The organism is Gordonia amicalis, from assembly GCF_022059885.1.
GTDB lineage: Bacteria > Actinomycetota > Actinomycetes > Mycobacteriales > Mycobacteriaceae > Gordonia > Gordonia amicalis.
In genome coordinates this window covers 3832693-3859436 of sequence record NZ_CP091855.1, presented here as the reverse complement: position 1 = coordinate 3859436, position 26744 = coordinate 3832693, and the positions used below count along the sequence as shown (strand labels likewise).

Sequence of the window (26744 nt, the reverse complement as noted above, 5' to 3'; positions counted from 1 at the left end):
GCCGCGTCAGCCCGACGCGCCCGGGGGTTCGAGGAGACTGAGTGACCGACAACGGGTCACCGGCTGACGCGAACGCAGCGTCAGAACCGGTGGAAGAATTTCCCAGCAAACTTCGTGTGCACGCACTGGCCCGCTTCCTGGGCCTGACGAGTCGGCAGGTGCTGGCGCACCTGGCCAATCTCGGGGTGCAGACGCGCAGCCCGCAATCCAGCGTCGACCGTGAGTTGGCGCAGGCCGTGGCCGAACGGGTGCGGGCCAACGTGGAGGCGGACGAGGCGGTGACGCCGGTCCCGGCCGAAGAGGCCACCCCCGAGGCGCCGCAGGTCGAAGAACCGGCCCCCGAGGCCCCGAAGGTCGAAGAGGCCACCCTTGAGGCCCCGACGGTCGAAGAGCCGGCCGTCGAGGTTCCGAAGGTCGAGGAGCCGCCGAGTCTGTTCTCGGCCGCGGCTACCCGCTACGACGAGCCGGTCGCCGCGCAGGCCGCCGAGGACGACACGTCCTTCGGCACCCAGCCGCTGTTCCTCCAGCCACAGGCGCCCGCCGAGAAGCCGAAGACCGCACGTGCGGCGAAGCAGGCCGAGAAGCCGGCGCAGCCCGAGAAGCCGGCGCAGCCCGAGAAGCCAGCGCAGCCCGAGAAGTCAGAGCAGCCCGACAAGCCGGCGAAAGCCGAGAAGAAGGCGCCGCCGACCGGCGCACCTTCTGCCGACACCTCCGCTGACGACCAGGCTCCCGAAGAGGACGCCGACGAGACCGACACCGACAGCACCGACGCCGACGACTCGGGTTCGGGTCGTAGCCGTCGTCGCCGTCGCGGACGTCGTGGTCGTGGTCGCGGCCGCGGTGACCAGGGCGAGTCCGGCGATTCGTCGGATGACACCGAGTCGGACGAGACCGGTGACCGCGCCGAGGACTCGGCAACCGACTCCGAGTCGACGGCCGACGAGTCCGGCGACGAGAAGAAGACGGATGAGTCGCAGTCCGAGGAGTCTGCCGCCGGTGATGGCGAGCCGACCGGACGCCGACGTCGTCGCAGCCGGCGGTCAGCCGGAGAGAACTCGGAGGAGGCCGATCAGAAGGAGGCCGCTTCCGCGGATGTGTCGGAGGGCGACTCCTCGACGGCCACCGATTCCGGTGACGACACCGAGTCGGACGACGGTGAAGGCGACGACTCGGATGAGGCGTCCTCGACCCGCCGTCGGCGTCGCCGCCGTCGGCGCAAGGGCGGGGGGGAGCCCGACGAGGGTTCGCCGGACGATCCGCCGAACACGGTGGTCCACGAACGCGAGCCCCGGAGCAAGCGTGCGCGCGACGAGGTGCAGGGCATCTCCGGTTCGACCCGGCTCGAGGCCAAGCGTCAGCGCCGTCGCGACGGACGCGACGCGGGCCGTCGACGCCCGCCGATCCTGACCGAGTCGGAGTTCCTCGCCCGTCGCGAGGCCGTCGACCGCGTGATGGTGGTGCGCGAGCGCAGCGCCAACAGCAGCATCTCCGACGGCGACGGCCACGAGCTCGCCGCGGTGGAGGACTACACCCAGGTCGCGGTGCTCGAGGACGGCGTCCTCGTCGAGCACTTCGTCACCACGGCGACGTCGTCGTCGATGGTGGGCAACATCTACCTCGGCCGCGTGCAGAACGTGCTTCCCGGCATGGAGGCGGCTTTCGTCGACATCGGCCGCGGCCGCAACGGTGTGCTGTACGCCGGCGAGGTCAACTGGGATGCTGCCGGACTCGACGGCGGCTCGCGGAAGATCGAGCAGGCGCTCAAGCCCGGCGACAACGTGCTGGTGCAGGTCAGCAAGGACCCGGTGGGACACAAGGGCGCCCGCCTGACCACGCAGATCTCGCTGGCCGGCCGGTACCTCGTCTACGTGCCGGGCGGGTCGTCGACCGGTATCAGCCGCAAGCTGCCCGACGTCGAGCGCAAGCGTCTCAAGCAGATCCTGGCGAAGCTCGTGCCCGACGAGGCCGGGGTGATCATCCGCACCGCCTCGGAAGGCGTCAGTGCCGAGGAGCTCGGTGCCGACATCGCTCGTCTCGAATCGCAGTGGAAGTCGATCGAGGAATCGGTCGCGCAGGCCAAGAAGGGTGGCTCGTCGGCTCCGCGTGCGCTGTACGAGGAGCCCGATCTGCTGGTTCGCGTGGTGCGTGACCTGTTCAACGAAGACTTCAAGAAGCTCGTCGTGGAGGGCGACAAGGCGTGGAACCTCGTCGAGGGTTACGTCAGTTCCGTCGCACCCGACCTCATGGAGCGGGTCGAGCAGTTCAGCAAGCCGCACGCCGATGCACCCGACTCGTTCGTGGTCCATCGCATCGACGAGCAACTGGCAAAGGCGCTCGACCGCAAGGTGTGGCTGCCGTCGGGCGGCACGCTGATCATCGAGCACACCGAGGCCATGACGGTCGTCGACGTCAACACCGGCAAGTTCACCGGTTCGGGGGGCAACCTCGAGGAGACGGTCACCCGCAACAACCTCGAGGCGGCCGAGGAGATCGTGCGGCAGATGCGCCTGCGCGACATCGGCGGCATGATCATCGTCGACTTCATCGACATGGTCCTCGAGTCCAACCGTGACCTGGTGCTGCGTCGCCTCACCGAGGCCCTGGCTCGGGACCGAACCCGCCACCAGGTGTCGGAGGTGACCTCGCTCGGCCTGGTGCAGATGACCCGCAAGCGTCTCGGAACCGGTCTGCTCGAGGCGTTCTCGACCCCGTGCTCGACGTGCGGCGGTCGCGGCCTGATCGTGCACACCAACCCGGTCGAGGTGCGCGGCGACGACTCGGCGCGTTCGGAGAGCGCCGGTCCCAAGCGTTCGCGCCGCGGCAAGAAGAAGTCGGAGGCACCCGCCGAGACCAAGCCGGCGCCGCAGCCGGCACACAAGCCCGCTGCCGAACACCCGTTGTTCCGGGCCATGGCCGCACACAACCACGACGACGAGCACCCCGAGGGCGAGTACCACGAGGGTGATCACACCGAGGGCGCGCCCGAGGAGTCGACCGCCGCCGGCGCCCCAGTGGCGACGGAAGCGACCGAGACGAAGGCGCCGTCCGAGAAGCCGGAGAAGCCCGAGCCGGTGGCCGAGACCGTGTCGGAACCGGACACCGCGGAACCGGAAGCGGCGGAAGCGGAGCCGGTGAAGGTCGAGGAACCGGTCGTGTCGACCGACGGGCAGGCTCCCGCGGTGGCCAAGCGCCGCCGCCGGGTGGTCCGGCGCCCGGCGCAGACGACCACCGCACCGGAGAACGTGGTGATGACGGCCGTCGACGCGGCACCGGAGGCGCCCAAGACGACCTTCGGTCCGGTCTCCACCGGGGAGTCCGTGGTCGCGGTCCGCCGGCGCCCGCGGAAGCGCACGGCGGGCCGGCCCGCCGGACCGCCGCCGACCGACAGCTGATCGCCGAGGGACGGGCCGGCGGGGCTGGTTTGACCCGGCCACCGCCGTTCCCGTAACCTTGGAAAGTCGCCTCCCGCGGAGGGTCTGCGCTGTTCTGCGTGCCACGTGCACCGGCGGCGGCGCGAATCCCGTGGCAGGCCCTCTGGTGTGATCTGCAGCCACTCCCGGTCAGCTGACTGGGTCGACTGCGGCCCGCGCCGGGATGCACTACACGAACGCCTTCGAGAGCGCCTCGGCGCTGGCGAGGGCCCGACCAGACGAGTAAGAGGAAGAACTTCGATGGCAACGTACGCGATCGTCAAGACCGGCGGTAAGCAGTACAAGGTCGCTGAGGGCGACATTGTCAAGGTCGAGAAGATCGACGAGAAGGTCGGCTCCACGGTGAGCCTGCCGGTCGCGTTGGTCGTCGACGGCTCGACCCTGACCACCGACGCCGACAAGCTGGCCAAGATCTCGGTCACCGGCGAGGTCGTGGAGCACGTCAAGGGCCCCAAGATCCGCATCCACAAGTTCAAGAACAAGACCGGCTACCACAAGCGCCAGGGTCACCGTCAGAAGCTGACGCTCCTGAAGGTCACCGGGATCAAGTAGTTCGACCAGCTTCGCGAAGACCTCAGGAGGACTGACACATGGCACATAAGAAGGGCGCATCGAGCTCGCGCAACGGTCGCGATTCCAATGCCCAGCGACTCGGGGTGAAGCGCTTCGGCGGCCAGCAGGTGAGCGCGGGAGAGATCCTGGTTCGTCAGCGCGGCACCAAGTTCCACCCCGGCGTGAACGTCGGTCGCGGTGGCGACGACACCCTGTTCGCGCTCGCCGCAGGCGCGGTGGAGTTCGGCAGCAAGCGTGGCCGCAAGACGGTCAACATCGTCCCGGAAACCGCTCAGGTCTGACCCGAGCTATCCGGCACGACAAGCCTTTTCGCAGGGCGGGCAGGGTCATCACGTACCCGGCCCGCCCTGTTCTTTTTTGGATGGAAGAAGGATTCGATGTCACGGTTCGTCGACCGCGTGACCATTCACGTCGCGGCGGGCAACGGTGGCCACGGCTGCGCCTCGGTCCACCGGGAGAAGTTCAAACCTCTCGGCGGCCCGGACGGCGGTAATGGCGGGAACGGCGGGTCGGTGCGCCTCGTCGTCGACCCGCAGGTGCACACTCTGCTCGACTTCCACTTCCGTCCGCATGCCAAGGCGAGCAACGGCAAACCCGGTGCCGGCGACAACCGTGACGGCGCCAACGGCGAGGATCTCGTCCTCAAGGTGCCCGACGGTACCGTCGTGCTCGACGAGAACGGCACCATTCTCGCCGACCTGGTCGGCGCCGGAACGACTTTCGAGGCGGCACAGGGCGGTCGAGGCGGCCTCGGCAACGCCTCGCTCGCGTCGAAGGCCCGCAAGGCCCCCGGCTTCGCCCTCCTCGGTGAGGACGGCCAGGAACGTTCCCTCGTTCTCGAGCTGAAGTCCGTGGCCGACGTCGGTCTCGTCGGCTTCCCGTCGGCGGGTAAGTCGTCGCTGGTGTCGGTGCTGTCGGCGGCCAAGCCGAAGATCGCCGACTATCCGTTCACCACCCTCGTGCCGAATCTCGGTGTGGTCCAGACCGCCGGTGAGGTGTTCACCATCGCCGACGTGCCCGGCCTGATCCCAGGTGCGTCGACCGGCCGTGGTCTCGGACTCGAGTTCCTGCGCCACCTCGAGCGGTGCGCCGTCCTCGCGCATGTCGTGGACTGCGCGACCCTCGAACCCGGTCGCGACCCGGTGTCCGACATCGATGCCCTCGAGGCCGAACTCGCCGCCTACCGCCCGGCGCTCGACGCCGATCACGGTCTGGGCGACCTGGCCGAGCGTCCGCGTGTGGTGATCCTCAACAAGATCGACGTCCCCGATGCCGCCGAACTCGCCGACCTCGTCGAACCCGAACTCGCCGAACGCGGTTGGCCGGTCTTCCGGATCTCGGCCGTGGCCCACGAGGGTCTGCGCGAACTGACCTTCGCACTGGCGAAGATGGTCCGCGAGTACCGGGAAGCCCAGCCCGCCAAGGTGCCCCGCCGCGCGATCATCCGTCCGAAGGCTGTCGACGACACCGGGTTCACCATCGTCCGCGATCCGGAGATCGAGGGCGGTTTCATCGTGCGCGGTTCACGTCCGGAGCGCTGGATCGCGCAGACGCAGTTCGACAACGACGAGGCCGTCGGCTACCTGGCGGACCGCCTCAACCGGCTCGGCGTCGAAGACGAACTGGTGAAGCTGGGTGCGGAGCCCGGTGCGCCGGTCACCATCGGTGCGGTCACCTTCGACTGGGAGCCGAGCACGCCCATGGGCGAGGACGTCCCGGTCACCGGACGCGGCACCGACATCCGACTCGACCGCAACGATCGCGTGGGCGCCGCCGAACGTAAGCAGGCGCGCCGGCTGCGCCGCGGGCTGCCCGTCGAGGACGGAGAGCAGGACCAGTCGTGACCGCGGAAGCCCGCATCGAGGTTCGGGGCGTTCGGGAACAGATCGCGCACGCGCGCAGCGTCGTGGTGAAGATCGGCTCGTCGGCTCTGACCGACCTGACCGAGGGACTCGATCGGGATCGGCTCAACGCCTTGGCCGACGCGCTCGAAGCGCGGATGCGTGCCGGCTCCGATGTCATCGTGGTGTCGTCGGGTGCGATCGGCGCGGGTATCGCCCCGCTGGGTCTCAAGAAGCGTCCGACGGACCTCGCAACCAAGCAGGCCGCGGCAAGCGTCGGACAACTGGCGCTGGCGCATGCCTGGGGGACCTCGTTCGCCCGCTACGGCCGCACCGTGGGGCAGGTCCTGCTGACCGCAGACGACATCTCCAACCGGTCGCATCACGCCAACGCCCAACGCACGCTTGATCGTCTGCGGTCGTTGGGTGCGGTGGCCGTGGTCAACGAGAACGACACGGTGGCGACGAACGAGATCAGGTTCGGCGACAACGACCGGCTCGCCGCCCTCGTCGCCCACCTCAGCGGCGCCGACGCGCTCGTGCTGCTCTCCGATGTCGACGGACTCTACGACGGCGACCCGCGCAAGGTGGGCGTCGACGGTCGACGTGCCCGTCTGATCCCCGAGGTGAATGGGCCCGAGGATCTCGACGGCGTCATCGCCGGGTCGGGGGGAGCGCTCGGTACCGGCGGGATGGCCTCGAAACTGGCCGCGGCCCGCCTGTCCGCGGATGCCGGTGTCCCGGTCCTGCTGGCCGCCGCCTCGTCGGCGGCGCAAGCTCTCGCCGACGCCTCGGTGGGTACGGTGTTCGCCGCCCGCGAGGAGCGGTTGTCCGCACGTCGGTTCTGGGTGCGTCACGCCGCGGACACGCGGGGTCGGATCGTCCTCGACGACGGTGCGGTGGCTGCGGTATCCCATCGGCGTCGTTCGCTTCTCGCCGCCGGCGTGGTCGGCGTCGAGGGCCGGTTCTTCGATGGCGACGTCGTCGAACTGGTGGACCAGCGCGGGGCGGTGAAGGCGCGCGGGGTCGCCTCGTATGACTCCGACGACGTCACCTCGATGGTCGGCCGCCAGACCGACGAACTCCCGGCCGAACTGCAGCGGCCCGTCGTGCACGCCGACGACCTGGTCGTCGTGTCGCGCTGAACTTCTAGCCTGCAGCCAGGGCCGGCAGCACGACCCCGGCCCGATGGTCGATCTTGAGCACGGCCAGCTCGTCGGCGCGGGTGTGTCCGCGGTTCACGATGATCAGCGGCTTACCGGCGCGATGGGCCCGGCGCGCGAACCGCAGGCCGGACATGACCGTCAGGGACGACCCCACCACCAGCAGCGCGTCGGACTCGTCGACCGCGGAGAATGCCTGGGCGACAAGTGGTTTCGGAACCGTCTCGCCGAAGTAGACGATGTCGGGTTTGAGGATGCCCCCGCAGTGCGGGCAGTCGATCATCACGAAGTCGGAGGTGTCGGAGAGCGTCGCATCCGCATCGGGTGCCACCTCGATGGCGCCGCGTCCCGCGACCCGGTCGGCGAAGCCGGTGTTGACCTTCTCGAGCTCCTCTGCGAGCCGGTGCCGGGAGATCCGCCAGTCGCAGGTCAGGCAGCGTACGCGCCCATAGCACCCGTGGAGTTCCAGCACTCCCTTCGTCCCGGCCTTCGTGTGCAGCATGTCGACGTTCTGAGTGATCACCGTCGAGACCGCGCCGCGGCGTTGCAGTTCGGTGAGCGCCAGATGCGCCGTGTTGGGTAGTGCGGCGTCCATGTGACGCCAGCCGAGATGATTACGCGCCCAGTAGTGCCGGCGGAACTCGGGGGAGGACAGGAACATCTCCAGGGTCATCGGCGTGCGTGGCGGTGAACCCGGGCTGCGGTAGTCGGGTATTCCCGAGTCGGTGGAGATGCCGGCTCCGGTCAGGACCGCGACGCGACGCCCGGCCAGGATGTCGGACGCGAGCTCGATGCGCTCGGCGACATCATCGTCGAGGGGCGTGTGTTCGGCCGGGGCGTGGCCGAGCTGAAGACGAGTGCGCACCCTGCCCAGGATAGGCAGGGTGCGCACTCGGAATGCTCTTCTGAGCTGGCGTCCGTCAGGACACGACGGTCTCCTCGGCATGTTTGCCGGCCGGCTGCGGCACGGCGACCAGCGGGTACACGCCGTTCTCGTCGTGCACCTCGGTGCCGACGACCGGCGGATTGAACACGCACAGCATCCGCATCTGCGTGTCGGCGGTGACCGTGTGGCGTTCGTGACCGTTCAGCAGGTACATCGTGCCGGGGGCCAGCGGATAGGTCTCGCCGGTCTCCCGGTCGAGCAGGGTACCCGTGCCCTCGACGAGCCAGACGGCCTCGATGTGGTTGGCGTAGTGGAATTCGTTCACGCTGCCGGCGGCGATGGTGGTCTCGTGGAACGAGAACCCCACGCCGTCGCCGCCGAGGACGATGCGCTTGGAGACCCAGTTGCCCTTGGGGTCCGCGACATCGCGATCGGTACCGGTGATCTCCTGGGTGGTTCGGACGATCATCCGATCACCTCCTTGACTGCGTCGGAAAGGATGGACAGGCCGCGGTCGAGGTCCTCGCGGGAGATGGTCAGCGGCGGGAGCAGCTTGACGACCTCGTCGGACGGACCCGACGTCTCGGCGAGCAACCCGGCGCCGAAGGCCTGCGCACAGACCTTCCCGGCTGCCGTGTGATCGTCGAACGCCAGGCCGCGGACCATGCCGCGACCGCGGGTCGAGATGCCCTCGTAACGGTTGCAGAGCTCGGAGAAGACCTCGTGGATGCGCTCACCCTTCGCGTGGATCTCCCGGGTCAGGGTGTCGTCGGACCAGTAGGTCTCGATGGCCTTGGCGGCGGTGACGAAGGCGGGGTTGTTGCCGCGGAACGTGCCGTTGTGTTCGCCGGGGGTCCAGACGTCGAGCTCGGGCTTGAACAGGGTCAGCGCGAAGGGCAGACCGTAGCCGCTGATCGACTTGGACAGCGTGACGATGTCGGGCTTGATGCCGGCCTCCTCGAACGAGAAGAACTCGCCGGTCCGGCCGCAGCCCATCTGGACGTCGTCGACGATGAGCAGGATGTCGCGGCGCTCGCACAGGTCCGACAGCGCGCGCAGCCACTCGGCGCGTGCGACGTTGACGCCGCCCTCGCCCTGCACGGTCTCGACGATCACCGCGGCGGGACGGTTCAGGCCGCTGCCCGAGTCGTCGAGGACGCGCTCGAACCAGGCGAAGTCCTCCATGACGCCGCCGAAGTAGTTGTCGAACGGCATCGGGGTGGCGTGGACCAGGGGGATACCGGCGCCCGCGCGCTTCATCGAGTTGCCGGTGACCGACAGCGAACCCAGGGTCATGCCGTGGAAGGCGTTGGTGAAGCTGATGATCGACTCACGGCCGGTCACCTTGCGGGCCAGCTTGAGGGCCGACTCGACGGCGTTGGTGCCCGTCGGACCGGGGAACTGGATCTTGTAGTCGAGTCCGCGCGGCTGAAGGATGTGCTGGTGGAACTTCTCGATGAAGTTCCCCTTGGCGACGGTGGCCATGTCCAGGCCGTGGGTGATGCCGTCGGACTCGATGTACTCGATCAGAGCCTTCTTAAGCGCGGGGTTGTTGTGCCCGTAGTTCAGCGAACCGGCGCCCGCGAAGAAGTCCAGGTACTCCCGACCGTTCTGGTCGGTGATGTAGGAACCCTTGGCGGTGGTGAAGACCGCAGGCCAGTTGCGGCAGTAGCTGCGCACCTCGGATTCGTGGGTCGTGAAGATGGAATCGTCGAAGGACTTTTCCAGAACGGGGGTGGCGTCGAGAAGTTGCATATCGGTGCTTCCTTCTATGGGTGACATCGTGAGTTCGGTGCCCATCGGCGATATGAACTCGAAAAGCGGCGTCGCGCAGCGACGCTGTGGTGGATCAGCGCCAACGATGTTGCGGCACTGCGCATCCGGAAACCGTCGGTCAGGGGCTGTGCCGCGGTCCGGGGTGCTGAGGGATCACGCGCGAGCTCAGGGCTCGGGGATCTCCGGTTCCAGCATGTAGAGGTCCTCGGGCTCGTGCGAGTCCGGGAAAGCGTTGGCGGCGAACAGATCACGGCGTTCGAAACGCAGGCCGCGAGCCTTCGCCACCGACTCGAACAGTCGCTGCGACGGAATGTTGTCGGGACTGATCGTGGTGTGCATCGCCACCATGCCGAGGCGGTTCACGCGATCGAAGAGGTGGTGCAGCATGGACCCGGCGATGCCGTGTCCGCGCATCGAGTCGTCGACGGCGACCTGCCACACCATGAGGGTGGATGGATCGTTCTGGCGACGATATCCGGTGACGAAACCGACCGGACGGCCATCGACTTCGGCGATGATCGAGGTCTGGGCGAAGTCGTGACACCACAGCACATAGGAATACGACGAGTTGACGTCGAGAACCTTTGAGTCCGAGGCGATTTCCCAGAGGCGGGTACCGTCGGCGACAGTCGGCATCCGATAGTCGACGGTAAGGACAGTTGTTGGGGCCGTTCTTGTTTGTGAAGGGCTCATAACGCCATCGACGTTAACAACGCGTGTCGGCGAAGTCACCCACCTGCGGAAATTGCCTCGTCGAACCCCTACCTTCTACCTGATCAGACATGCAATGTGAAGTGAGTCACAAGAGTGTCACCCACGGGTGTCATCGGGGCTTCACGGGAGAGCAGAATGGCCCCATGACGAGGATTATCGCGGGCGAGCTGCGGGGGAGACGGCTCCGCGTTCCGGGCGAGGGAACTCGTCCCACTTCCGATCGTGTGCGGGAGTCGGTATTCAACATCCTCGACGCCCGATTCGATCTCGACGGGCTCTGGGTTCTCGATCTGTACGCCGGTTCCGGCGCCCTCGGCATCGAGGCGGTCTCACGAGGAGCGGCCGGCGCGACCTTCGTCGACTCGGCACGGAAGGCGGCCGCGGTCATCGGGGCCAATGTGCAGGCCTGTGGCATCGCCTCGTCGACCACGGTACTGACGAGACCGGTGTCCGCCTATCTGTCCTCGCCGCCCGAACGGAAGTACGACCTCGTGTTCTCCGACCCGCCGTACGCGGTCGACGCGACGGCGCTCTCCGAGGACCTGACCAGACTGGCCGCGACACGGCTCGCCGACGATGCCCTGGTGGTCGTGGAGCGCTCCGCCCGCTCCACCGGCCGGATCTGGCCCGCCGGCTTCGAGGTGTTGGTGGACAAGAACTACGGCGACACCCGGGTCGAGGTCGCAGAGTTCACCGGTGCCTGAGACGCCGCCGCGCAGCTCCTGACGACACTGAGGCGTAGGACCTGACGGTAAGTTCAGGCCATGACGACGGCAGTGTGTCCCGGTTCCTTCGATCCCTTCACCCTCGGCCACCGTTACGTGGTCGAACGCGCCGCGGCGTGTTTCGACGAGGTGGTCATCACCGTGGTGGTCAATCCCAACAAGCGCGGGATGTTCAGCGTCGAGGAGCGGATCGCGCTCATCGAGGAGGATTGTGCCGATCTGCCCGGCGTGCGGGTCGATCGCTGGGAAGGGCTTCTCGTCGACTATCTGAAGCAGGAGTCGATCCACACGATCGTCAAGGGCCTCCGGTCGGCGGTCGACTTCGACTACGAGGTTCCGATGGCCCAGATGAACCGCGCGCTCGCCGATGTGGAGACGGTCTTCCTTCTCACCGATCCCCGGTTCGCGCATGTCTCGAGTTCGCTCGTCAAAGAGGTGGCCAAGCTCGGCGGCGACGTCGCGCCGTTCTTGTCGTCGCACATCCACAAGCGCCTCACGGCAAAGCTGACCGGTGAGCGGTCCGTCTGAGGAATCACCTGGGGAAACCCGCGACACACCCCACGCGCTTCACTAATCACAGGCGCAACATTCGGCACAATAGTCACAGATTCACCAACTGTTGCAAACAGGCAAGCGCCGGATTGGAGTGGCTGTGTACCGGGTATTTGAGGCTCTCGACGAGCTCGTGGCGATTGTCGAGGAGGCACGGAGTGTGCCGATGACCGCGGGTTGCGTCGTGCCGCGTGGTGACGTGCTCGAACTCCTCGACGACATCAAGGACTCGATCCCGGGCGAGCTCGACGACGCTCAGGACGTCCTCGACCAGCGCGACACGCTCATCGGTGATGCGCGTGAGCACGCCGAGACGACGGTCGCCAAGGCCGACTCCGAATCCGAGGCCGTCCTCGCCCACGCCCGGGCGGAGGCCGATCGCATCCTGTCCGAGGCCAAGGCTCAGGCCGATCGCATGGTCGACGAGGCGAGCTCGCATTCGCACTCGCTCGTCGAGGATGCCACCGAAGAGGCACGCCGGCTCCAGACCAGTGCTGCCCGCGAATTCGAGGCCGTCACCGGGCGCGCACGGGCCGAGGCGCAGCGCACCATCGACGCGGCGAACAACACCTACGACAAGTCGGTGGCCGACGGCATCGCCGAACAGCAGCGCCTCGTCTCCGAGACCGAGGTCGTCGGCGCCGCCAAGTCGGAGGCCGAGCGCATCATCGACGCCGCGCACGCCGAGGCGGACCGTCTGCGTGGCGACTGCGACGTCTACGTCGACGAGAAGCTGGCCCAGTTCGAGGAGATCCTCACCGGGACACTGCGTTCGGTGAACCGCGGACGGCACCAGCTGCGCACCGGCGCCGGCATGCACGACTACGTCGAATACCCACGCAGCGTGGACGATGCGGCACGCGACTCGCGCGGCGACCACTCGCGGTCGCGCGAGACGTCGACCCGGAATTCCTACGACCGTGACCAGGGATCCCCGCTGGCGGTGTGACCGGTCGGGCGACCGACCCGGCACACACCGTGGCGTCAGTCGATGATTCGCGATCGCGAGCGTATGGTGCAGTTTGTGTCTGATCATGCTGTGACATCAGAACCGTCGCACGGTCCCGATTCCGCGCCACGGCGCGATCCCTTCGTCCTCGACGTCCGGTCGCTGGGTCGTCGCCCGGGCACCATGTCAGAGGTGCACCGGACGGTGGCGACCCCGGACAAGCTCGGAGTCGAGATGATCGGCATCCCGGCCGGCTCGGACGTCGATCTCGACCTCCGGCTCGAGTCGGTGAGCGAGGGAATCCTGGTGACCGGCACCGCGTGCGGCGAGACCGCGGGGCAGTGTTCGCGCTGCCTCGAGCCGATCGACGGCACGGTGACGGTGTTCCTCACCGAACTGTTCGCGTACCCGGACAGTGTGACCGAGCAGACCACCGAGGAAGACGACGTGCACCGCATCGTCGACGACCGCATCGATCTCGAACAGTCGATCATCGACGCGGTGGCGCTGGAACTCCCGATGTCGCCGCTGTGTTCACCGGACTGCCCCGGGCTCTGCCAGGTGTGCGGTATCCGGTTGGCGGTCGCCGAACCCGGCCACGCGCACGAGCTGATCGACCCTCGGTGGGCCGGTCTCGCTAACAAGTTCTCCGAGCTCGCAGAGGAAGACAAGGCGGACGAGGACAAACCGGGCGATCAGGAACGTCGTGACTGAGACCACTCGCGAGGACGGTCGGCGTGCCGCGCTGCTCGCCGCTCTCGACACCGACATCCCCGAACACCTTCTGACACTGGCGCTCACGCACCGTTCCTATGCCTACGAGCACGGCGGGCTGCCGACCAACGAGCGCCTCGAGTTCCTCGGGGACTCCGTTCTCGGTGTGGTGATCACCGAACGCCTGTACCTCCGATTCCCGGACCGCCCCGAGGGTGAGCTCGCCAAGATCCGTGCCAGCGTGGTGAACATGCACGCGCTCGCCGACGTGGCCCGCGGGCTCGGCGACGAGGGCGGCCTGGGCAAGTACCTGTATCTCGGCCGCGGCGAGGAGATGACCGGCGGCCGCGACAAGGACTCGATCCTCGCGGACGGCCTCGAATCGCTGTTCGGCGCAGTGTTTCTCAGTCACGGGCTGGAGACCTCGCAGCGGATCATCCTGCGACTCTTCGACGAACGCATCGAGAAGGCCGGGCAACTCGGCGCGGGGCTGGACTGGAAGACCTCGCTGCAGGAGCTGAGCTCGGAACGCGGTTACGGCCCGCCGCAGTACCAGATCTCGTCCACCGGACCGGACCACAACAAGGAGTTCACCGCGATCGCGATGGTCGCGGGGGAGAACCTGGGCGAGGGCGTCGGACGCACCAAGAAAGAGGCCGAGCAGCAGGCGGCGGCCCTCGCGTGGACGGCGCTCACCGAACGCGCCGCCGCCTCCTCGTGACACCGGCAGTCCATGCCTGAACTACCCGAGGTCGAGACCGTGCGCATGGGTCTCGAGAAGCATCTGACCGGGCGCACGGTGACCTCGGTCGAGGTACGCCATCCGCGTGCCGCGCGTCGCCACGTCGGCGGCGAACCGGACCTGATCGGTCGCCTGTCCGGCAAACGTGTCACCGGGGTGCGTCGTCGCGGCAAGTACATGTGGATCGATGTCGCCGACGACACCGACCGCGCCGCCCTCGTGGTGCATCTCGGCATGAGCGGTCAGATGCTGATCGCCCGCGACGGGGCACCCGATCACACCCACCTGCGCATCCGCGCCGCCCTCGACGACGACAACGAGTTGCGTTTCGTCGACCAGCGAACCTTCGGCGGATGGCATCTCGACGACTACGCGGTGTCCGAGGGCGCCGACGACATCCCGGTGTCGGTCGCGCACATCGCGCCCGACCCGTTCGACCCGGCCTTCGACGCGGCAGCGGTCGTGACCCGGATGCGCGCCAAACACTCGGAGATCAAGCGCGTCCTGCTCGACCAGACCGTCATCTCCGGGGTCGGCAACATCTACGCCGACGAGGCGCTGTGGCGTGCGCGACTGCACGGCGCACGTATCGCGGAGACGATCTCGCGCAAGAAGCTGCTCGAACTGATCGACGCGGCGACCGCGGTGATGACCGAGGCGGTGGAGGTCGGGGGTACGTCCTTCGACGCGCTGTACGTCAACGTCAACGGCCAGTCGGGCTACTTCGAACGCTCGCTCAACGCCTACGGACGCGAGGGGCTGCCGTGCCGCCGCTGCGGGGCGATCATGCGCCGGGAGTCGTTCATGAACCGCAGCTCGTACTTCTGCCCGAAGTGCCAGACCGTGCCTCGGCGCCGTGCACGTTGAGTCACTGATACTTCCTGCGCAGCTCTGACGCGTCCGGTGAAGGTGACGAGCGTTCCGCGGAACGCTCGAAGCGCCGTGACCAGCTACTTTGTCGGTGGGCGCCGATACGTTGTTCGTATATCCGTTCGAACGGCTGGGGGCCTGGGGTGTCTGTTTCGGTGCTGCACGGTGAGAACGTGTCGTCGATGTTCGATGGCGCGGATCCGGCGTCTCTGTCAGATGACGCGCTGGAAAGACGAGTACTCGGTTATGCCGCGCAGATCACCGCGCTCACCGCCGAGTTCTTGTCTCTGGTGGCGGAATTGGATGAGCGGCAGTCGTGGAGGGGGCCGGGTGTTCATTCGCTCGCGCACTGGATGTCGTGGAAGGCAGGTGTCTCTCAGCGCACGGCGCAGGAGCAGATACGGGTGGCGAAGGCATTGACGGAGTTGCCGCTGATCCGGGAGGCGTTCGGTGCGGGGCGGTTGTCGTATTCGAAGGTGCGGGCGCTGACGCGGGTCGCGACCTCGTTGCGGGAGAAGGAGCTGGTGAATCTGGCGTTGTCCTGTACGGCGTCGCAGCTGGAGCGGGCGGTACGTGTGTCATTTGCCACTGCTATGGGACCGCCTGGATTGCCACGAGGATGGGACCACCTTGGCGCGTTATTGAGGATGCTCTGCGGGGTTGGGTCGGTCAAGTCCGGGTCGGTGTCGTTGGCGGTAGGAGGGGCCTTCGATGACGAGGGTGTGCGCGCGTGAGGTGAGTCGGTCGATGGCCGATTGGGCCAGTAGCGCGTCGGCGGTCATGGTGAGCCATTCGGCGGGTTCTCGGTTGGATGTGACGATGGTGGTCTTGGTCTGCTGGTGGCGTTCGACGATGAGTTCGTAGAAGTCGTTGGTTTCGGTCGCGTCGAGCGCTCTGAGTGCGAAGTCGTCGATGATCAGGATGTCGACGGCGGTGATGCGGCGGAGTTCGGCGTCGACGCTGTTGTCGAGGCGGGCGGCTTTGAGTCGGTGGAACAGTTTGTCCGCTCGCGCGAACAGCACTGTTTTGCGTCGGCCGATGGCCATGTGGCCCAACGCGTTTGCTAGGTGTGTTTTGCCGACTCCGACGGGGCCGAGCAGGATCGCGGAGTGGCCGGCGTCGATGAACCGCAGGGTGGTGAGGTCCTCGAGCAGGGGGCGGTCGTAGAGTAGATCGTCTGCCGCGCGCCAGTTGTCGATCCGCATGCTGGGGTCGAGACCTGCCTTGGCTGATCGTCGGGCGGCGGAGCTGGATTCACGCCGTGAGACTTCATCGGCGAGCAATTGTTGCAGGAACGTCAGGTGCGAGGTTTTGTGTTGGCGGGCCAGGGCTGCGCGTTGGGGCAGGGTGTCGGCGAGGGCTCCGAGTTTGAGGGTTTTGAGCAGGCCGAGCATGTCGGCGCCGACAGGTTCGGGCACACTGTTGGTGGTTCGGGTCATCGGTTCACTCCTGAATGGTGTTGTCGGGGTTAGGAACAAGTGTCAACTGTGTTCTGTTGGTTGCGTATTCGGAGGGGTCGCGGGCAAAGCGAGACGATTCCGACCCGGCGGCCACGGGCATGTCCGGGGTGGTGTTCTCGGTGGCCTGCTCAAGCATCGAGGCGATCTTGGGCACGGCGATGACATCGAACTCCAGGGCGGTGGCACAGGCAGCATCGACAGGTCCGGGCCCGTAGGTGCGCACCAGGCCGAGCAGGGTGTACACCGCCCGCACCCGAGACCACGGGCGCGGGTCGTCGACGATACGGGCCGCGTAGAGCCCGATATGGGGGCCGTGATGCTCGCAGGTGGCCTGCAGCTTGCTGATGTTGCGCAGCGCGTAGGCGGCCTTGTCTGCGGGGTAGTCGTTGGGGTCGGTGCTCTGCCCACCGGCGGGCTGGCGCGGGTGTTGCTTGACCAACTCGCCGCGGTGATAGAACTTCACCGCTTCGCTGTCCAGGCGAACGTCCAGTGTCGAGCCGATCCAGGTTTCGGGCAGTGAGTACAGTGCTTTGCCGACCGAGGCGTGAAAGTCTCTGTGCACCTTGACAGTTTTGAAGATCGGTACGTCGTAGTCGGCCGGTATCGGTAACAGGTGGGCGCGCTCGTCTGTGTCGAACAGCACCGCTGGCGCGGCGGCGGTGGTGCCGTGAATCCGCAGCCCCGCGGTGCTCTGGCACCACGCCACCGCGGCGGCCTGGGCATCGGGCAGGCTCGAGAATCGCTCACCGGCCCAAAAGTTGTTCTGCACGTAGTGGATGGTGCGTTCTACCCGCGGCTTGTCGGTTGGTGTGGCGACTCGGGCGGTGTCGGTGACGAACCCGGCATGCTGGCCGTAGTCCAACCAGCCCCGAGACAACCTCGGATTGAGGGTGTCTGCTTGGGTGACAATAGGTTTCATGTTGTCCGGAATGATCACAGCGAACACGCCGCCGAAGAACTCCCACGCCGCTGAACAGCCCTCGAGGATCGTTGACAGGGTTTGGGTGTGTGAGAGCCACACGAACGTGTGCCGCGAGTACACGGCGGTGAACACCAGCGCGAACACTTTGCGGCGCTTACCTGTTGCCGCATCATCGAGCATCCCGAGGTAGCCGAAGTCGATCTGGCACTCCACCCCGGGATCCCCATCGGCCACCCGCACCGTGGTCGTGGTGCGGCGATACCCACAGCACTCGGTCGCGAACCGCACCAGCGTCCGATACGGGACCACACACCCCTGACGGGCCAGCAGGATGTGAATCTTCGTCACCGTCAACGGTTCTGGATTCTCCGGCGTTCCTCCCCTCACCCACTGCGTGATCTGTTCGCTGAACGGCACCAACGCTTCCCACGCCTGGCCATGACCCTTCGGCCGCGCCGGACGCACCCCGGCCACCACCGCACCGAGCAACTCATCGGTCAGTGCCGACGCACCGACATCGCGCGTCAACCCCGCCGCCTGCGCCGCCGCGATGTAGCGTCGCACCGTCTTCCTATCGACACCCGCACGCGCGGCGATCGTGCGCAGACCCGGCGCCGGTAACCCCACCGCAAGGCCCAACCACAACCGCAGGACTTCTCTGATCTCTTCCACTGCAACCTCCCGGTAGCCCATGCCGTCGGCCCCTTCCGTGAACATCGTCACGGCCGAGTCAACGGACAAAATGAAGGACCACCAGCGCGACGCGCCGGTGGTCCCATAACTGGCAATCCAGGTGGTCCCATCCCTATGGCAAACAATCAGCCCAGGTGGTCCCTTCACGGTGGCAAATGACAACGTGCGATGGGACAGATCGATCGGGATCGTGGCATCGAGTCGGAGAATCGCCCACCGGTGGAGTCGACAGGCCGGTGGAAGTGGAATGCGGATGGCTCGTTGTCTGTGTCGCTGACGCTGTCTCCGCTCGATGGTGCCGGCTTCTGGCCGGTGCGGTTCGTGCGGAGTACGAACGCACCCGGACCTGCGACGATGCGGATTTGCACGCGGTGTCGAGCGTTCCGCGGAACGCTGCGAGCGAGTTGGAAACCGTGGATGGTGAACGGGATTCCGAGGCCAAGCCGGCGAATCGTCGGGACCTGTGGCGGAATGTGCCGTCGAATCCGGCGCCGGCGATGGTGGCCATGGCCGACATGGTGCACGAGGGGATCGCGATGCCTGATCTCGCACCGGGCGCCGAGATTCTGATCCATACCGACGAGGGTGGGGAGCAGGCCCACCTCGATGACGGGCCGGCGCTGTCGGAGGCTGAGTTGGACGAGGCGCACTGCGGTGCTGCGGTTCGGAAGGTGTTGTCCAGCAGGGTTTCCGGAGCGCCGGGAAAGTTGGCGTTGCTGGGGTTGGGGCGTAAGTCGCGAACGCCGAACAAGGCACTGGTCAGGGCGTTGTTCCTGAGAGACCGGTGCTGTCAGGTGCCCGGCTGTGAACGCACACGGCATCTGCACGCCCACCATGTGGTGTTCTGGTCGGCCGGTGGACCGACCGACCTGGACAACCTGATTTTGTTGTGTGGAAGCTGTCACCGTGCGTTGCATCGGGGTGAGTTCAGTATCACCGGTCATGGGTCGCAACGGTTTTCGTTCCACCGGCCGGGCGGTTCAGTGATCGACGTGAGTCCCGCGACACGTGCGCCAGGTCGGTGGTCGCCGGATGAGCGGGTGGCAGCGAATGCGACGGTGCCCGTGGGTGGCGGCAAGCTCGACCTCGGGTATGCGACCGAGGTGATCTACGCGGTGTGGGAATGGAAGGAACGCAACGCAGGCCGAGAGGTGACAGCGGCCTGACGACCCGCCCGGCCGCGTCAGGATCTCGGCGTGCCACCGGAAACGCTGACGACCCGGAGCATCCTCGTCGCCGCGTCCCGGACCAGGTCTCGAAGCTCATCGGGTCGCTCGATGACGACATCGGCGTCCATGGCGGCGATGATCGGCGGCAGCCAGTCGAGGCTGTCGGCGTGGATCTCGACTCGGTGCCGGCCGGGCCGTCGCCCGTCGGTCCGTCGGTTGCGTCGTCCATGCGCTCTATCCGAGCGACGCTGCGCGGCAGGCGTGCGCGCAGGCGTTCCTCGGTCTCACGGATACGCATGACCACCCGCCAGCGATAGTCCGCGGTGGCGAAGAGGTCCAGGAGCCGTTGCTCCACGTCGAGATCCGCCGGCGGGGCGAAGGTCTGGGGCATAGACCGCGCGGTGCGGATCCGGTCGACACGAAATGTGCGTTCCTGCTTCGTGTCTGGGTCGGCGGCGACCAGGTACCAGTTGTCCGAGTGCGCGGCCAGGCCATAGGGGTGAATCGTCCGGCGAGACGGCGCGCCCGTCCCGTTGCGGTAGCGCAGGTCGACCACGCGTCGAAGATGCACCGCCTCCGCAAGCGTCAGCATCAGGGCGGGGTCCGGATCCATCCCGCGGCGCGAGACCGGCGTCATCAACCCGAGGAGCACGTCGACCTGCCTCGCGTCAGCCGCCGGCAGCGCCCGCATGACCTTGGCCATCGCCGTCTGCGCTGAAAGGTCGGTCTCGCCCGTGGCGGCTCGGCTGCGGGCGAGCCCGAGGAAGACCGCCACCGCCTCCTCTTTGCTGAACATGAGCGGGAGGACGCGCTGACCCGGCGCGAGCTGGTATCCGCCATACCGTCCGCGCAGCGTTTCGATGGGGATTCCCGACTCGGTGAGCCGACCCACGTCTCGGCGCACGGTGCGCTCGTCGACCCCGAGGTGTTCTGCCAGTTCGCCCACGGTGCGTTGGTGCGCTGACTGCAGTAGCTCGAGGAGTCGCAGCGCCCGCGCGGTGGTGTCGGCCATGAATCCATGATCGCCCATCAAACCGGGCGGTTTCTGTCCGGTATTGCTCCTACCGTCGCACCTGCGGCCGGGCGAACGGTCGCGTCCACGCACATCGGAGGAGAAAATCCAATGCAGTTGGCAGCCACCCGAATCTTCACCGACGACGTCGACGCGCTCATCGCGTTCTACGAAGCGGCGACCGGACTCACCGCTGCGCGGTTGCACCCGATGTTCGCTGAGCTCCGCACCCCGTCCGGCACGCTGGCCATTGCCGATACCGCCACGGTCCCGTTGCTCGGTGACGGTGCCGCGCAGGCGCGCGCGAACCGCAGCGTCGCCCTCGACTTCCGGGTCGACGACGTCGACGCTGTCTACGCAGTGCTGCGTGATGTCGTGACGGTGTTCGTCAACGAGCCGACGAACATGCCATGGGGCAACCGCTCGCTGCTGGTCAGGGACCCGGACGGCACGCTGGTCAACTTCTTCACCCCGGTCGGCGACGAGGCCGCGGGGAATCTCTTCTGATCCCCGGCTCTTATGATTGTGCGCGGTGTCAGCGCCGCCCCGCCGCCCGAGAGGATTCACCCAGCATGACGATCGAACAGAACACCGCCGAAGAGAACAGCACAGCCCCGGCGCACACCGAGCTCTGGGTCGAGCGCACCGGGACCCGGCGGTACACCGGGCGCAGCTCACGTGGTGCCGAGGTGCTGATCGGCTCGCAGGACGTCGACGGGGTCTTCACGCCGGGCGAACTGCTCAAGATCGCGCTGGCGGCCTGCACCGGCCTGTCCTCGGACCGTCCGCTCTCGCGTCGCCTCGGCGACGACTACGACGCCACCATCCGGGTCAGCGGTGACGCCGACCGCGAGAACGAGGTGTACCCGCGGATCGAGGAGGTCCTCGAGGTCGACCTCTCCGAACTCGACCCCGACGCGGCGCAACGCCTACTCGTCGTCGTCGAGCGTGCGATCGACGCGGTGTGCACGGTGGGACGCACCATCAAGGCCGGCGCCGAGGTCGACCTGAAGATCGTGACGGACTGAGTCATGAGTGCCGACCCTGTCCGGTTATCTGCGTTCGTCCACGGACACGTCCAGGGCGTGGGCTTCCGATGGTGGACGCGGTCGCGGGCCCTGGAGCTCGGTCTGGTCGGTTACGCGTCCAATCAGGCCGACGGGCGGGTGCACGTCGTGGCCGAGGGACCCCGCGACAAGGTGCAGGCTCTGCTCGATGCGCTGCGGTCCGGCGAGACCCCCGGTCGGGTGGATCTGGTGGTCGACAGCCTGGACCCCGCTCGCGGAGACCTGGTCGGTTTCCTCGAACGGTGAGCGTTGCCCGAAACGCATCACGATGGTGAGTACTCTGTACCGTCGTGCACCTCAAAAGCCTGACCCTGAAGGGCTTCAAGTCGTTCGCCTCGGCGACGACCCTGCGCTTCGAGCCGGGCATCACGTGCGTCGTCGGCCCCAACGGCTCCGGTAAGTCCAATGTCGTCGACGCCCTGACCTGGGTCATGGGCGAGCAGGGCGCCAAGGCGCTGCGCGGCGGCAAGATGCAGGACGTGATCTTCGCCGGCACCTCCGGACGTCCGCCGCTGGGACGTGCGGAGGTGACGCTCACCATCGACAACGCCGACGGCGCGCTCCCGATCGAGTACTCCGAGGTCTCGATCACCCGCCGCATGTTCCGCGACGGCGCGGGCGAATACGAGATCAACGGCAGCACCTGTCGCCTCATGGATGTTCAGGAGCTGCTCTCCGACTCCGGTATCGGCCGCGAGATGCACGTCATCGTCGGTCAGGGTCGTCTGTCGGCGATTCTCGAGTCGCGTCCAGAGGACCGTCGCGCGTTCATCGAGGAGGCGGCCGGCGTCCTCAAACACCGCAAGCGCAAGGAAAAGGCGGTCCGCAAGCTCGACGCGATGCAGGCCAACCTGGCGCGCCTGACCGACCTCACCGCCGAACTGCGACGCCAGCTCAAGCCGCTCGGCCGGCAGGCGGAGGTCGCCCGCCGCGCGCAGACCGTCCAGGCCGACCTCCGTGACGCCCGACTGCGCCTCGCCGCCGACGACCTGGTCATCCGGCGCGCCGAGATGGCCGAACACGCCGCCGTCGAGGACGAGGTGCGGCGCCGCCAGGACGAGGTGGCCGCGGAACTCGACCGCGCCAATGCCGAGGTGACCGAGCACGAGCAGCATCTCGCCGAGGTCACCCCGGCGGCCGCGGCGGCCAGCCGCGCCTGGTTCCGGTTGTCGGCCCTGGCCGAGCGCGTCGACGCGACCCGCCGGGTCGCCGCCGAGCGCAGCCGCTATCTGAGCGAAGCCGCCACCGAGGCGACCGGACCCGACCCGGAGGAACTCGAGGAGCAGGCCCTGGAGGCCGCCGAACTCGAGGCCGAACTGACCGAGGGCGTCGAGATCGCCGCCGAACAACTCGAGACGGCCCGCGAGGTGCTCCGCGAGCGCGAGTCGATCGCCGAGGCCGCGGAGGCCGCCCATCTCGCCGCCGTCCAGGCGATCGCCGACCGTCGGGAAGGACTGGCCCGTCTCGAGGGACAGGTCGACAACCTGCGAACGCGTTCCGAGGGGGTCGACGCCGAGGCCGACCGTCTGACGGCTGCCATCGCCCACGCCACCGAACGCGCCGAAAGCGCTGCCATGCAACAGGATTCGGCAGCGGGGGAACTCGCGCAGCTGGAGGCGTCCGAGCAGGCCCTCGACGAGCACCACGAGCGGTGCGTCACCGCGCTGAACCTGTCCAACGAACGTGTCGCGACCCTGCAGGCGCAGCACCGCGAGGCCGAACAGTCCATCGCCTCGCTGTCGGCGCGGGTCGAGGCCCTCGCCATGGGCCTGGAACGCAACGACGGCGGCGCCTGGCTGCTCGACAACGCGCCCGACGGCCTGCTCGGACCGATGTCGGAGCTGGTCACCGTCGAACCCGGCTTCGAGACCGCGATCGCCGGTGCGCTCGGCCCGGCGGTCGACGGCATCGTGACGGTCGACGGCATGGCGGCCATCCGCGCGCTCGAGGCCCTCAAGTCCGGCGACGGGGGACGGGCCGCCCTGATCTGCGGCGGCCTCACCGACTCCGTACGGCAACGAGACGCTGCCTTGCCCGAAGGCGCTCGCTGGGCATCCTCCGCGGTGACCTGTGGTCCGGAGATCCGCACCGCGATCGACACCGTCCTCGCCGACACCGTCGTAGTCGACGACCCCGCCCGGGGCCTGGAACTGGCCCGCAGCCTCGGCGTGCGCGTGGTGACCCACGCCGGTGACCGCATCGGTCCCGCCTCGATCGAGGGTGGATCGTCGCGGCGTCCGTCGACGCTCGAGGTGCAGTCCGCCATCGACGCCGCGACCGAGGACCTGGCCGCGACCCGACGGCGCGTCGAAGAGCTGGAGGCCGCACTCGACGGGGCACTCACCGAACAGCGGGAACGTCGGGAAGCGGCCGAGGAGGCACTCGCCGCGCTCCACGAATCGGATTCCAGTGTCGGCGCCGCGTATGAGCAGATGGCCCGGCTGGGCCACGAGATCCGCACCGCCCGGGCGGAGGCCGATCGCTTCACCCGTCAGCGCAACCTGCTGGAGAAGGGTCGCGCCGAGACCCTGGAGTCCCTTCGCGAACTGGAGGAACGGCTGCGGCTGGCCCGCGACGAGTCGGACTCGGGTCCGGAGATGGCCGCCGACGACTCCGAGCGGTCGACCGCCGCGGCGGCCGTCGGGATCGCCCGCGGTACCGAGATGGAGGCGCGTCTGGCACTGCGCACCGCCGAGGAACGCCTCTCGTCGGTGCGCGGCAAGGCCGACTCGCTGCGGCGCGCCGCCCAGCGTGAGCGGGAGGCCCGCGAGCGGGCACGTCGTCAGGACGAGATCCGGCGACAGGCCGCCGGGGTGGCGGTGGCCGTCGAGCGGGCCGGCGCGCAGGTCGCCGAGCGTCTCGCGGCGGCGGTCGCGTCGGCGCAGGCGGGTCGCGACGAGCTCGAGGAGCTCCGGGTCGCGCGCTCGGCGACCCTCGACGAGCTGCGCCTGAAATCCGGGGAACTGACCACCACGCTGAACTCGTTGCGCGACACCGTGCATCGTGACGAGGTGGCCCGTGCCCAGGTGGCGCTGCGGATCGAACAGCTCGAGGAGCAGATTCTCGAGACGTTCGCGATGTCGCCGGACGACCTCATCGCCGAATACGGCCCCGACGTCCCGATGCCGCCGTCGGCCCTGGAGATGCAGGAGTACGAGGAGGCGAAGGCGCGCGGTGAACAGGTGGTGGCCCCGGCACCCATGCCGTACGACCGCGCCACCCAGGAAGCCCGGGCGAAGAAGGCGCAGAAAGACCTCAACACGCTCGGCAAGGTCAACCCGCTCGCGCTCGAGGAGTTCGCCGCGCTGGAGGAGCGCTACAACTTCCTGTCCTCGCAGCTCGAGGACGTCAAGGCCGCACGCAAGGACCTGCTCGACGTCGTCGAGGACGTGGACGCCCGCATCCTGCAGGTGTTCACCGAGGCCTACGCCGACGTCGAGCGCGAGTTCGGCCAGGTCTTCCAGACGCTGTTCCCCGGCGGCGAGGGCCGGCTCGTGCTGACCGAGCCCAACGACATGCTGACCACCGGCATCGAGGTGGAGGCCCGGCCGCCGGGTAAGAAGGTGAAGAGACTGTCGCTGCTGTCGGGCGGGGAGAAATCCCTGACCGCGGTCGCGATGCTGGTGGCGATCTTCCGTGCCCGCCCGTCACCGTTCTATGTCATGGACGAGGTCGAGGCGGCGCTCGACGACACCAACCTGCGTCGTCTCATCAAGCTGTTCGAGCAGTTGCGGGAGAAGTCGCAGCTCATCGTCATCACCCATCAGAAGCCCACGATGGAGATCGCCGACGCCCTCTACGGCGTCAGCATGCGCGGGGACGGCATCACGACCGTCATCTCGCAGCGCATGCGGGGCGTCAACATGCCCGTGGCTCAACAGGAGGACACCAGCCAGTGAACACCGGAATCATCATCGGGATCGTCGTCGCGGTGCTCGTCGTCGCCGCGCTGATCGTGCTCGGACTGGTGCTGGCGCGTCGTCGTCGCATCTCGCTGTCCGACACCACGACGAAGCCGGAGATCGTCGACGGGACCACCCGTCAGGTCGACCGGTCCGGGGGCTATCAGGCGGGGTCGGGTTTCAGTTTCAGTCGTGGTGACACGGCCCTGGCCGAGCCGCCGGCGCGCAAGCCGGCACCGGAGCCCAAGCCGGAGCCGCCGGTCCGGCCGGAACCACCGATCCAGCCGGTCGAGGAGCGCACCGACGTCGACGGCCAGCCCGCGGTCGGCGACGACGCCGCGGTGCCGCGCGACTCCCACCGCCGCGGGATCACCGAGGTGTCCCTGCCCGACGTCATCGAGCCGGTAGAAGCCGAGCCCGAGACAGCAGAGCCCGAGACAGCAGAGCCCGAGACAGCCGCACCCGAGGCAGCGGCGCCGGAGACCGCAGCACCCGAGGTCGCCGAGCCGGACGTCATCGCGCCCGAGGCGACCGCGCCCGAGGTGGCTGCACCCGACGACGCGTCCGGCGCGGTCACGGCACCGCCGCGCGAGGAGATCGCACCGACCGCCGGCCGTCTGGGCCGGCTGCGTGGTCGGCTGTCCCGGTCGCAGGGCGCGATCGGCAAGAGTGTGCTCGGTCTGCTCGGCGCCGGTGACCTGGACGAGGACAGCTGGGAGGAGATCGAGGACACCCTGGTGATGGCCGACCTCGGTACGGCGACCACCACGACCGTCGTCGAGACCCTGCGGTCCGAGCTGGCCGCGAACCCGGTCAAGTCGGCGGCAGAGGCCCGCGCACTGCTGAAGCGGGTGCTTGTCGAGCAGCTCGACCCGACGCTGGACCGTTCGATCCGCGCGCTGCCGCATGCGGGGCGCCCGGCCGTCGTGCTGGTCGTGGGCGTCAACGGCACCGGCAAGACCACGACGACGGGCAAGCTGGCCCGCGTTCTCGTCGCCGACGGACGTCGCGTGCTCTTGGGTGCAGCCGACACCTTCCGCGCGGCCGCCGCCGACCAGCTGCAGACCTGGGGCGAGCGCGTCGGTGCGGAGATCGTTCGCGGCAAGGAACAGGCCGATCCGGCCGCGGTGGCGTTCGACGCGGTCGACCGCGGCATCGCGTCGGGCGTCGACGTCGTCATGATCGACACCGCCGGCCGTCTGCACACCAAGACCGGTCTGATGGACGAGCTGGGCAAGGTCAAGCGCGTCGTGGAGAAGAAGGCACCGGTCGACGAGGTGCTGCTCGTGCTCGACGCCACGGTCGGCCAGAACGGGCTGATGCAGGCACGGGTGTTCGCCGAGGTCGTCGACATCACCGGTGTGGTGCTGACCAAGCTGGACGGCACCGCCAAGGGCGGCATCGTCTTCCACGTGCAGAAGGAACTGGGCGTGCCGGTGAAACTGGTCGGTCTGGGCGAGGGCGCCGATGATCTGGCGCCGTTCGAGCCGGAGGCCTTCGTCGACGCGCTGCTGTGATCGCCGCACGCTGGTGAATTTGATCGCCGATCGGAAATCGCGGGTGAGAGATCGCCGGGACAAAAC

Annotated in this window: 22 protein-coding genes and 3 pseudogenes; 18 read left to right on the top strand and 7 right to left on the bottom strand. The window is 67.9% G+C overall.

Annotated elements, in window-relative coordinates; translation table 11 throughout:
* Positions 1-41 precede the first annotated feature (41 nt).
* The 5 genes from IHQ52_RS17670 (at position 42) to proB (ending at position 6990) form a co-directional block, all read left to right on the top strand.
* Positions 42-3392, top strand: coding sequence for a translation initiation factor IF-2 N-terminal domain-containing protein (locus IHQ52_RS17670; protein ID WP_040004841.1), 3351 nt, complete (start codon positions 42-44; stop codon positions 3390-3392).
* 279 nt (positions 3393-3671) lie between these two features.
* On the top strand, positions 3672-3983 hold the full coding sequence (gene rplU / locus IHQ52_RS17665; RefSeq protein ID WP_006437207.1) for a 50S ribosomal protein L21: 312 nt from the start codon (positions 3672-3674) through the stop codon (positions 3981-3983).
* A gap of 38 nt (positions 3984-4021) precedes the next feature.
* Positions 4022-4285, top strand: coding sequence for a 50S ribosomal protein L27 (rpmA, locus tag IHQ52_RS17660; protein WP_005198946.1), 264 nt, complete (start codon positions 4022-4024; stop codon positions 4283-4285).
* Positions 4286-4381: 96 nt separating this feature from the next.
* Entirely contained in the window at positions 4382-5848 is a 1467-nt protein-coding gene (obgE, locus tag IHQ52_RS17655) for a GTPase ObgE (protein WP_006437208.1), read from the top strand.
* On the top strand, positions 5845-6990 hold the full coding sequence (gene proB, locus IHQ52_RS17650) for a glutamate 5-kinase (protein WP_006437209.1): 1146 nt from the start codon (positions 5845-5847) through the stop codon (positions 6988-6990). Before obgE ends, proB begins: the two co-directional genes overlap by 4 nt.
* A 4-nt stretch (positions 6991-6994) precedes the next feature.
* Here proB and IHQ52_RS17645 read toward each other — a convergent pair whose 3' ends face one another.
* The 4 genes from IHQ52_RS17645 to ectA form a co-directional block, all read right to left on the bottom strand.
* Positions 6995-7873, bottom strand: coding sequence for a Sir2 family NAD-dependent protein deacetylase (locus IHQ52_RS17645; protein WP_006437210.1), 879 nt, complete (start codon positions 7871-7873; stop codon positions 6995-6997).
* A gap of 55 nt (positions 7874-7928) precedes the next feature.
* Entirely contained in the window at positions 7929-8363 is a 435-nt protein-coding gene (locus IHQ52_RS17640) for an ectoine synthase (RefSeq protein ID WP_006437211.1), read from the bottom strand.
* Positions 8360-9649 carry a diaminobutyrate--2-oxoglutarate transaminase gene (gene ectB, locus IHQ52_RS17635; protein WP_006437212.1) on the bottom strand — a complete coding sequence of 430 codons (1290 nt, stop codon included), beginning with the start codon at positions 9647-9649 and terminating at the stop codon, positions 8360-8362. The genes IHQ52_RS17640 and ectB overlap by 4 nt, the downstream gene beginning before the upstream one ends.
* 186 nt (positions 9650-9835) lie before the next feature.
* Positions 9836-10363, bottom strand: a complete 528-nt coding sequence (gene ectA / locus IHQ52_RS17630) for a diaminobutyrate acetyltransferase (protein ID WP_006437213.1) — start codon at positions 10361-10363, stop codon at positions 9836-9838.
* A gap of 164 nt (positions 10364-10527) precedes the next feature.
* Here ectA and rsmD point away from each other — a divergent pair, with 164 nt between their 5' ends.
* The 7 genes and pseudogenes from rsmD to IHQ52_RS17595 form a co-directional block, all read left to right on the top strand.
* A complete protein-coding gene (rsmD, locus tag IHQ52_RS17625) occupies positions 10528-11088 on the top strand; it encodes a 16S rRNA (guanine(966)-N(2))-methyltransferase RsmD (protein ID WP_006437214.1) in 561 nt (186 codons plus the stop codon).
* A 60-nt stretch (positions 11089-11148) separates the two neighbouring features.
* Complete coding sequence (gene coaD, locus IHQ52_RS17620; RefSeq protein ID WP_006437215.1) at positions 11149-11637, top strand: pantetheine-phosphate adenylyltransferase; 489 nt, start codon at positions 11149-11151, stop codon at positions 11635-11637.
* Positions 11638-11761: 124 nt separating this feature from the next.
* Positions 11762-12610 carry a DivIVA domain-containing protein gene (locus IHQ52_RS17615; RefSeq protein WP_006437216.1) on the top strand — a complete coding sequence of 283 codons (849 nt, stop codon included), beginning with the start codon at positions 11762-11764 and terminating at the stop codon, positions 12608-12610.
* A gap of 42 nt (positions 12611-12652) precedes the next feature.
* The gene (locus IHQ52_RS17610; protein WP_006437217.1) at positions 12653-13324 is read left to right on the top strand and encodes a YceD family protein; all 672 of its coding nucleotides are present in this window, start codon (positions 12653-12655) and stop codon (positions 13322-13324) included.
* Complete coding sequence (gene rnc, locus IHQ52_RS17605) at positions 13317-14045, top strand: ribonuclease III (RefSeq protein WP_006437218.1); 729 nt, start codon at positions 13317-13319, stop codon at positions 14043-14045. The genes IHQ52_RS17610 and rnc overlap by 8 nt, the downstream gene beginning before the upstream one ends.
* A gap of 12 nt (positions 14046-14057) precedes the next feature.
* Entirely contained in the window at positions 14058-14933 is an 876-nt protein-coding gene (gene mutM / locus IHQ52_RS17600; RefSeq protein ID WP_006437219.1) for a bifunctional DNA-formamidopyrimidine glycosylase/DNA-(apurinic or apyrimidinic site) lyase, read from the top strand.
* Between the two features lie 185 nt (positions 14934-15118).
* Positions 15119-15511, top strand: a pseudogene (locus IHQ52_RS17595) (DUF222 domain-containing protein); the annotation flags it as partial.
* Positions 15512-15574: 63 nt separating this feature from the next.
* Here IHQ52_RS17595 and IHQ52_RS17590 read toward each other — a convergent pair.
* The gene (locus IHQ52_RS17590) at positions 15575-16375 is read right to left on the bottom strand and encodes an ATP-binding protein (protein WP_006438890.1); all 801 of its coding nucleotides are present in this window, start codon (positions 16373-16375) and stop codon (positions 15575-15577) included.
* Positions 16376-16379: 4 nt separating this feature from the next.
* The gene (gene istA, locus IHQ52_RS17585; protein WP_232513133.1) at positions 16380-18035 is read right to left on the bottom strand and encodes an IS21 family transposase; all 1656 of its coding nucleotides are present in this window, start codon (positions 18033-18035) and stop codon (positions 16380-16382) included.
* A 138-nt stretch (positions 18036-18173) separates the two neighbouring features.
* Here istA and IHQ52_RS17580 point away from each other — a divergent pair.
* Positions 18174-19177 (top strand): annotated as a pseudogene (locus IHQ52_RS17580) (HNH endonuclease signature motif containing protein); the annotation flags it as partial.
* 457 nt (positions 19178-19634) lie between these two features.
* Here IHQ52_RS17580 and IHQ52_RS23600 read toward each other — a convergent pair.
* Positions 19635-20192 (bottom strand): annotated as a pseudogene (locus tag IHQ52_RS23600) (helix-turn-helix transcriptional regulator); the annotation flags it as partial.
* A 111-nt stretch (positions 20193-20303) separates the two neighbouring features.
* On the opposite strand from IHQ52_RS23600, the gene IHQ52_RS17570 reads away from it, so the two are divergent.
* From IHQ52_RS17570 to ftsY, 5 genes are all read left to right on the top strand, one after another.
* Positions 20304-20699, top strand: coding sequence for a VOC family protein (locus tag IHQ52_RS17570; protein ID WP_006438186.1), 396 nt, complete (start codon positions 20304-20306; stop codon positions 20697-20699).
* Positions 20700-20764: 65 nt separating this feature from the next.
* Positions 20765-21220 carry an OsmC family protein gene (locus IHQ52_RS17565; protein WP_006438185.1) on the top strand — a complete coding sequence of 152 codons (456 nt, stop codon included), beginning with the start codon at positions 20765-20767 and terminating at the stop codon, positions 21218-21220.
* A 3-nt stretch (positions 21221-21223) separates the two neighbouring features.
* Entirely contained in the window at positions 21224-21505 is a 282-nt protein-coding gene (locus IHQ52_RS17560) for an acylphosphatase (protein WP_006438184.1), read from the top strand.
* Positions 21506-21549: 44 nt separating this feature from the next.
* A complete protein-coding gene (gene smc / locus IHQ52_RS17555) occupies positions 21550-25158 on the top strand; it encodes a chromosome segregation protein SMC (RefSeq protein WP_006438183.1) in 3609 nt (1202 codons plus the stop codon).
* Positions 25155-26678 (top strand): signal recognition particle-docking protein FtsY, encoded by a 1524-nt coding sequence (ftsY, locus tag IHQ52_RS17550; RefSeq protein ID WP_006438182.1) that lies wholly within the window; start codon positions 25155-25157, stop codon positions 26676-26678. Before smc ends, ftsY begins: the two co-directional genes overlap by 4 nt.
* The last annotated feature ends 66 nt before the right edge of the window (positions 26679-26744 follow it).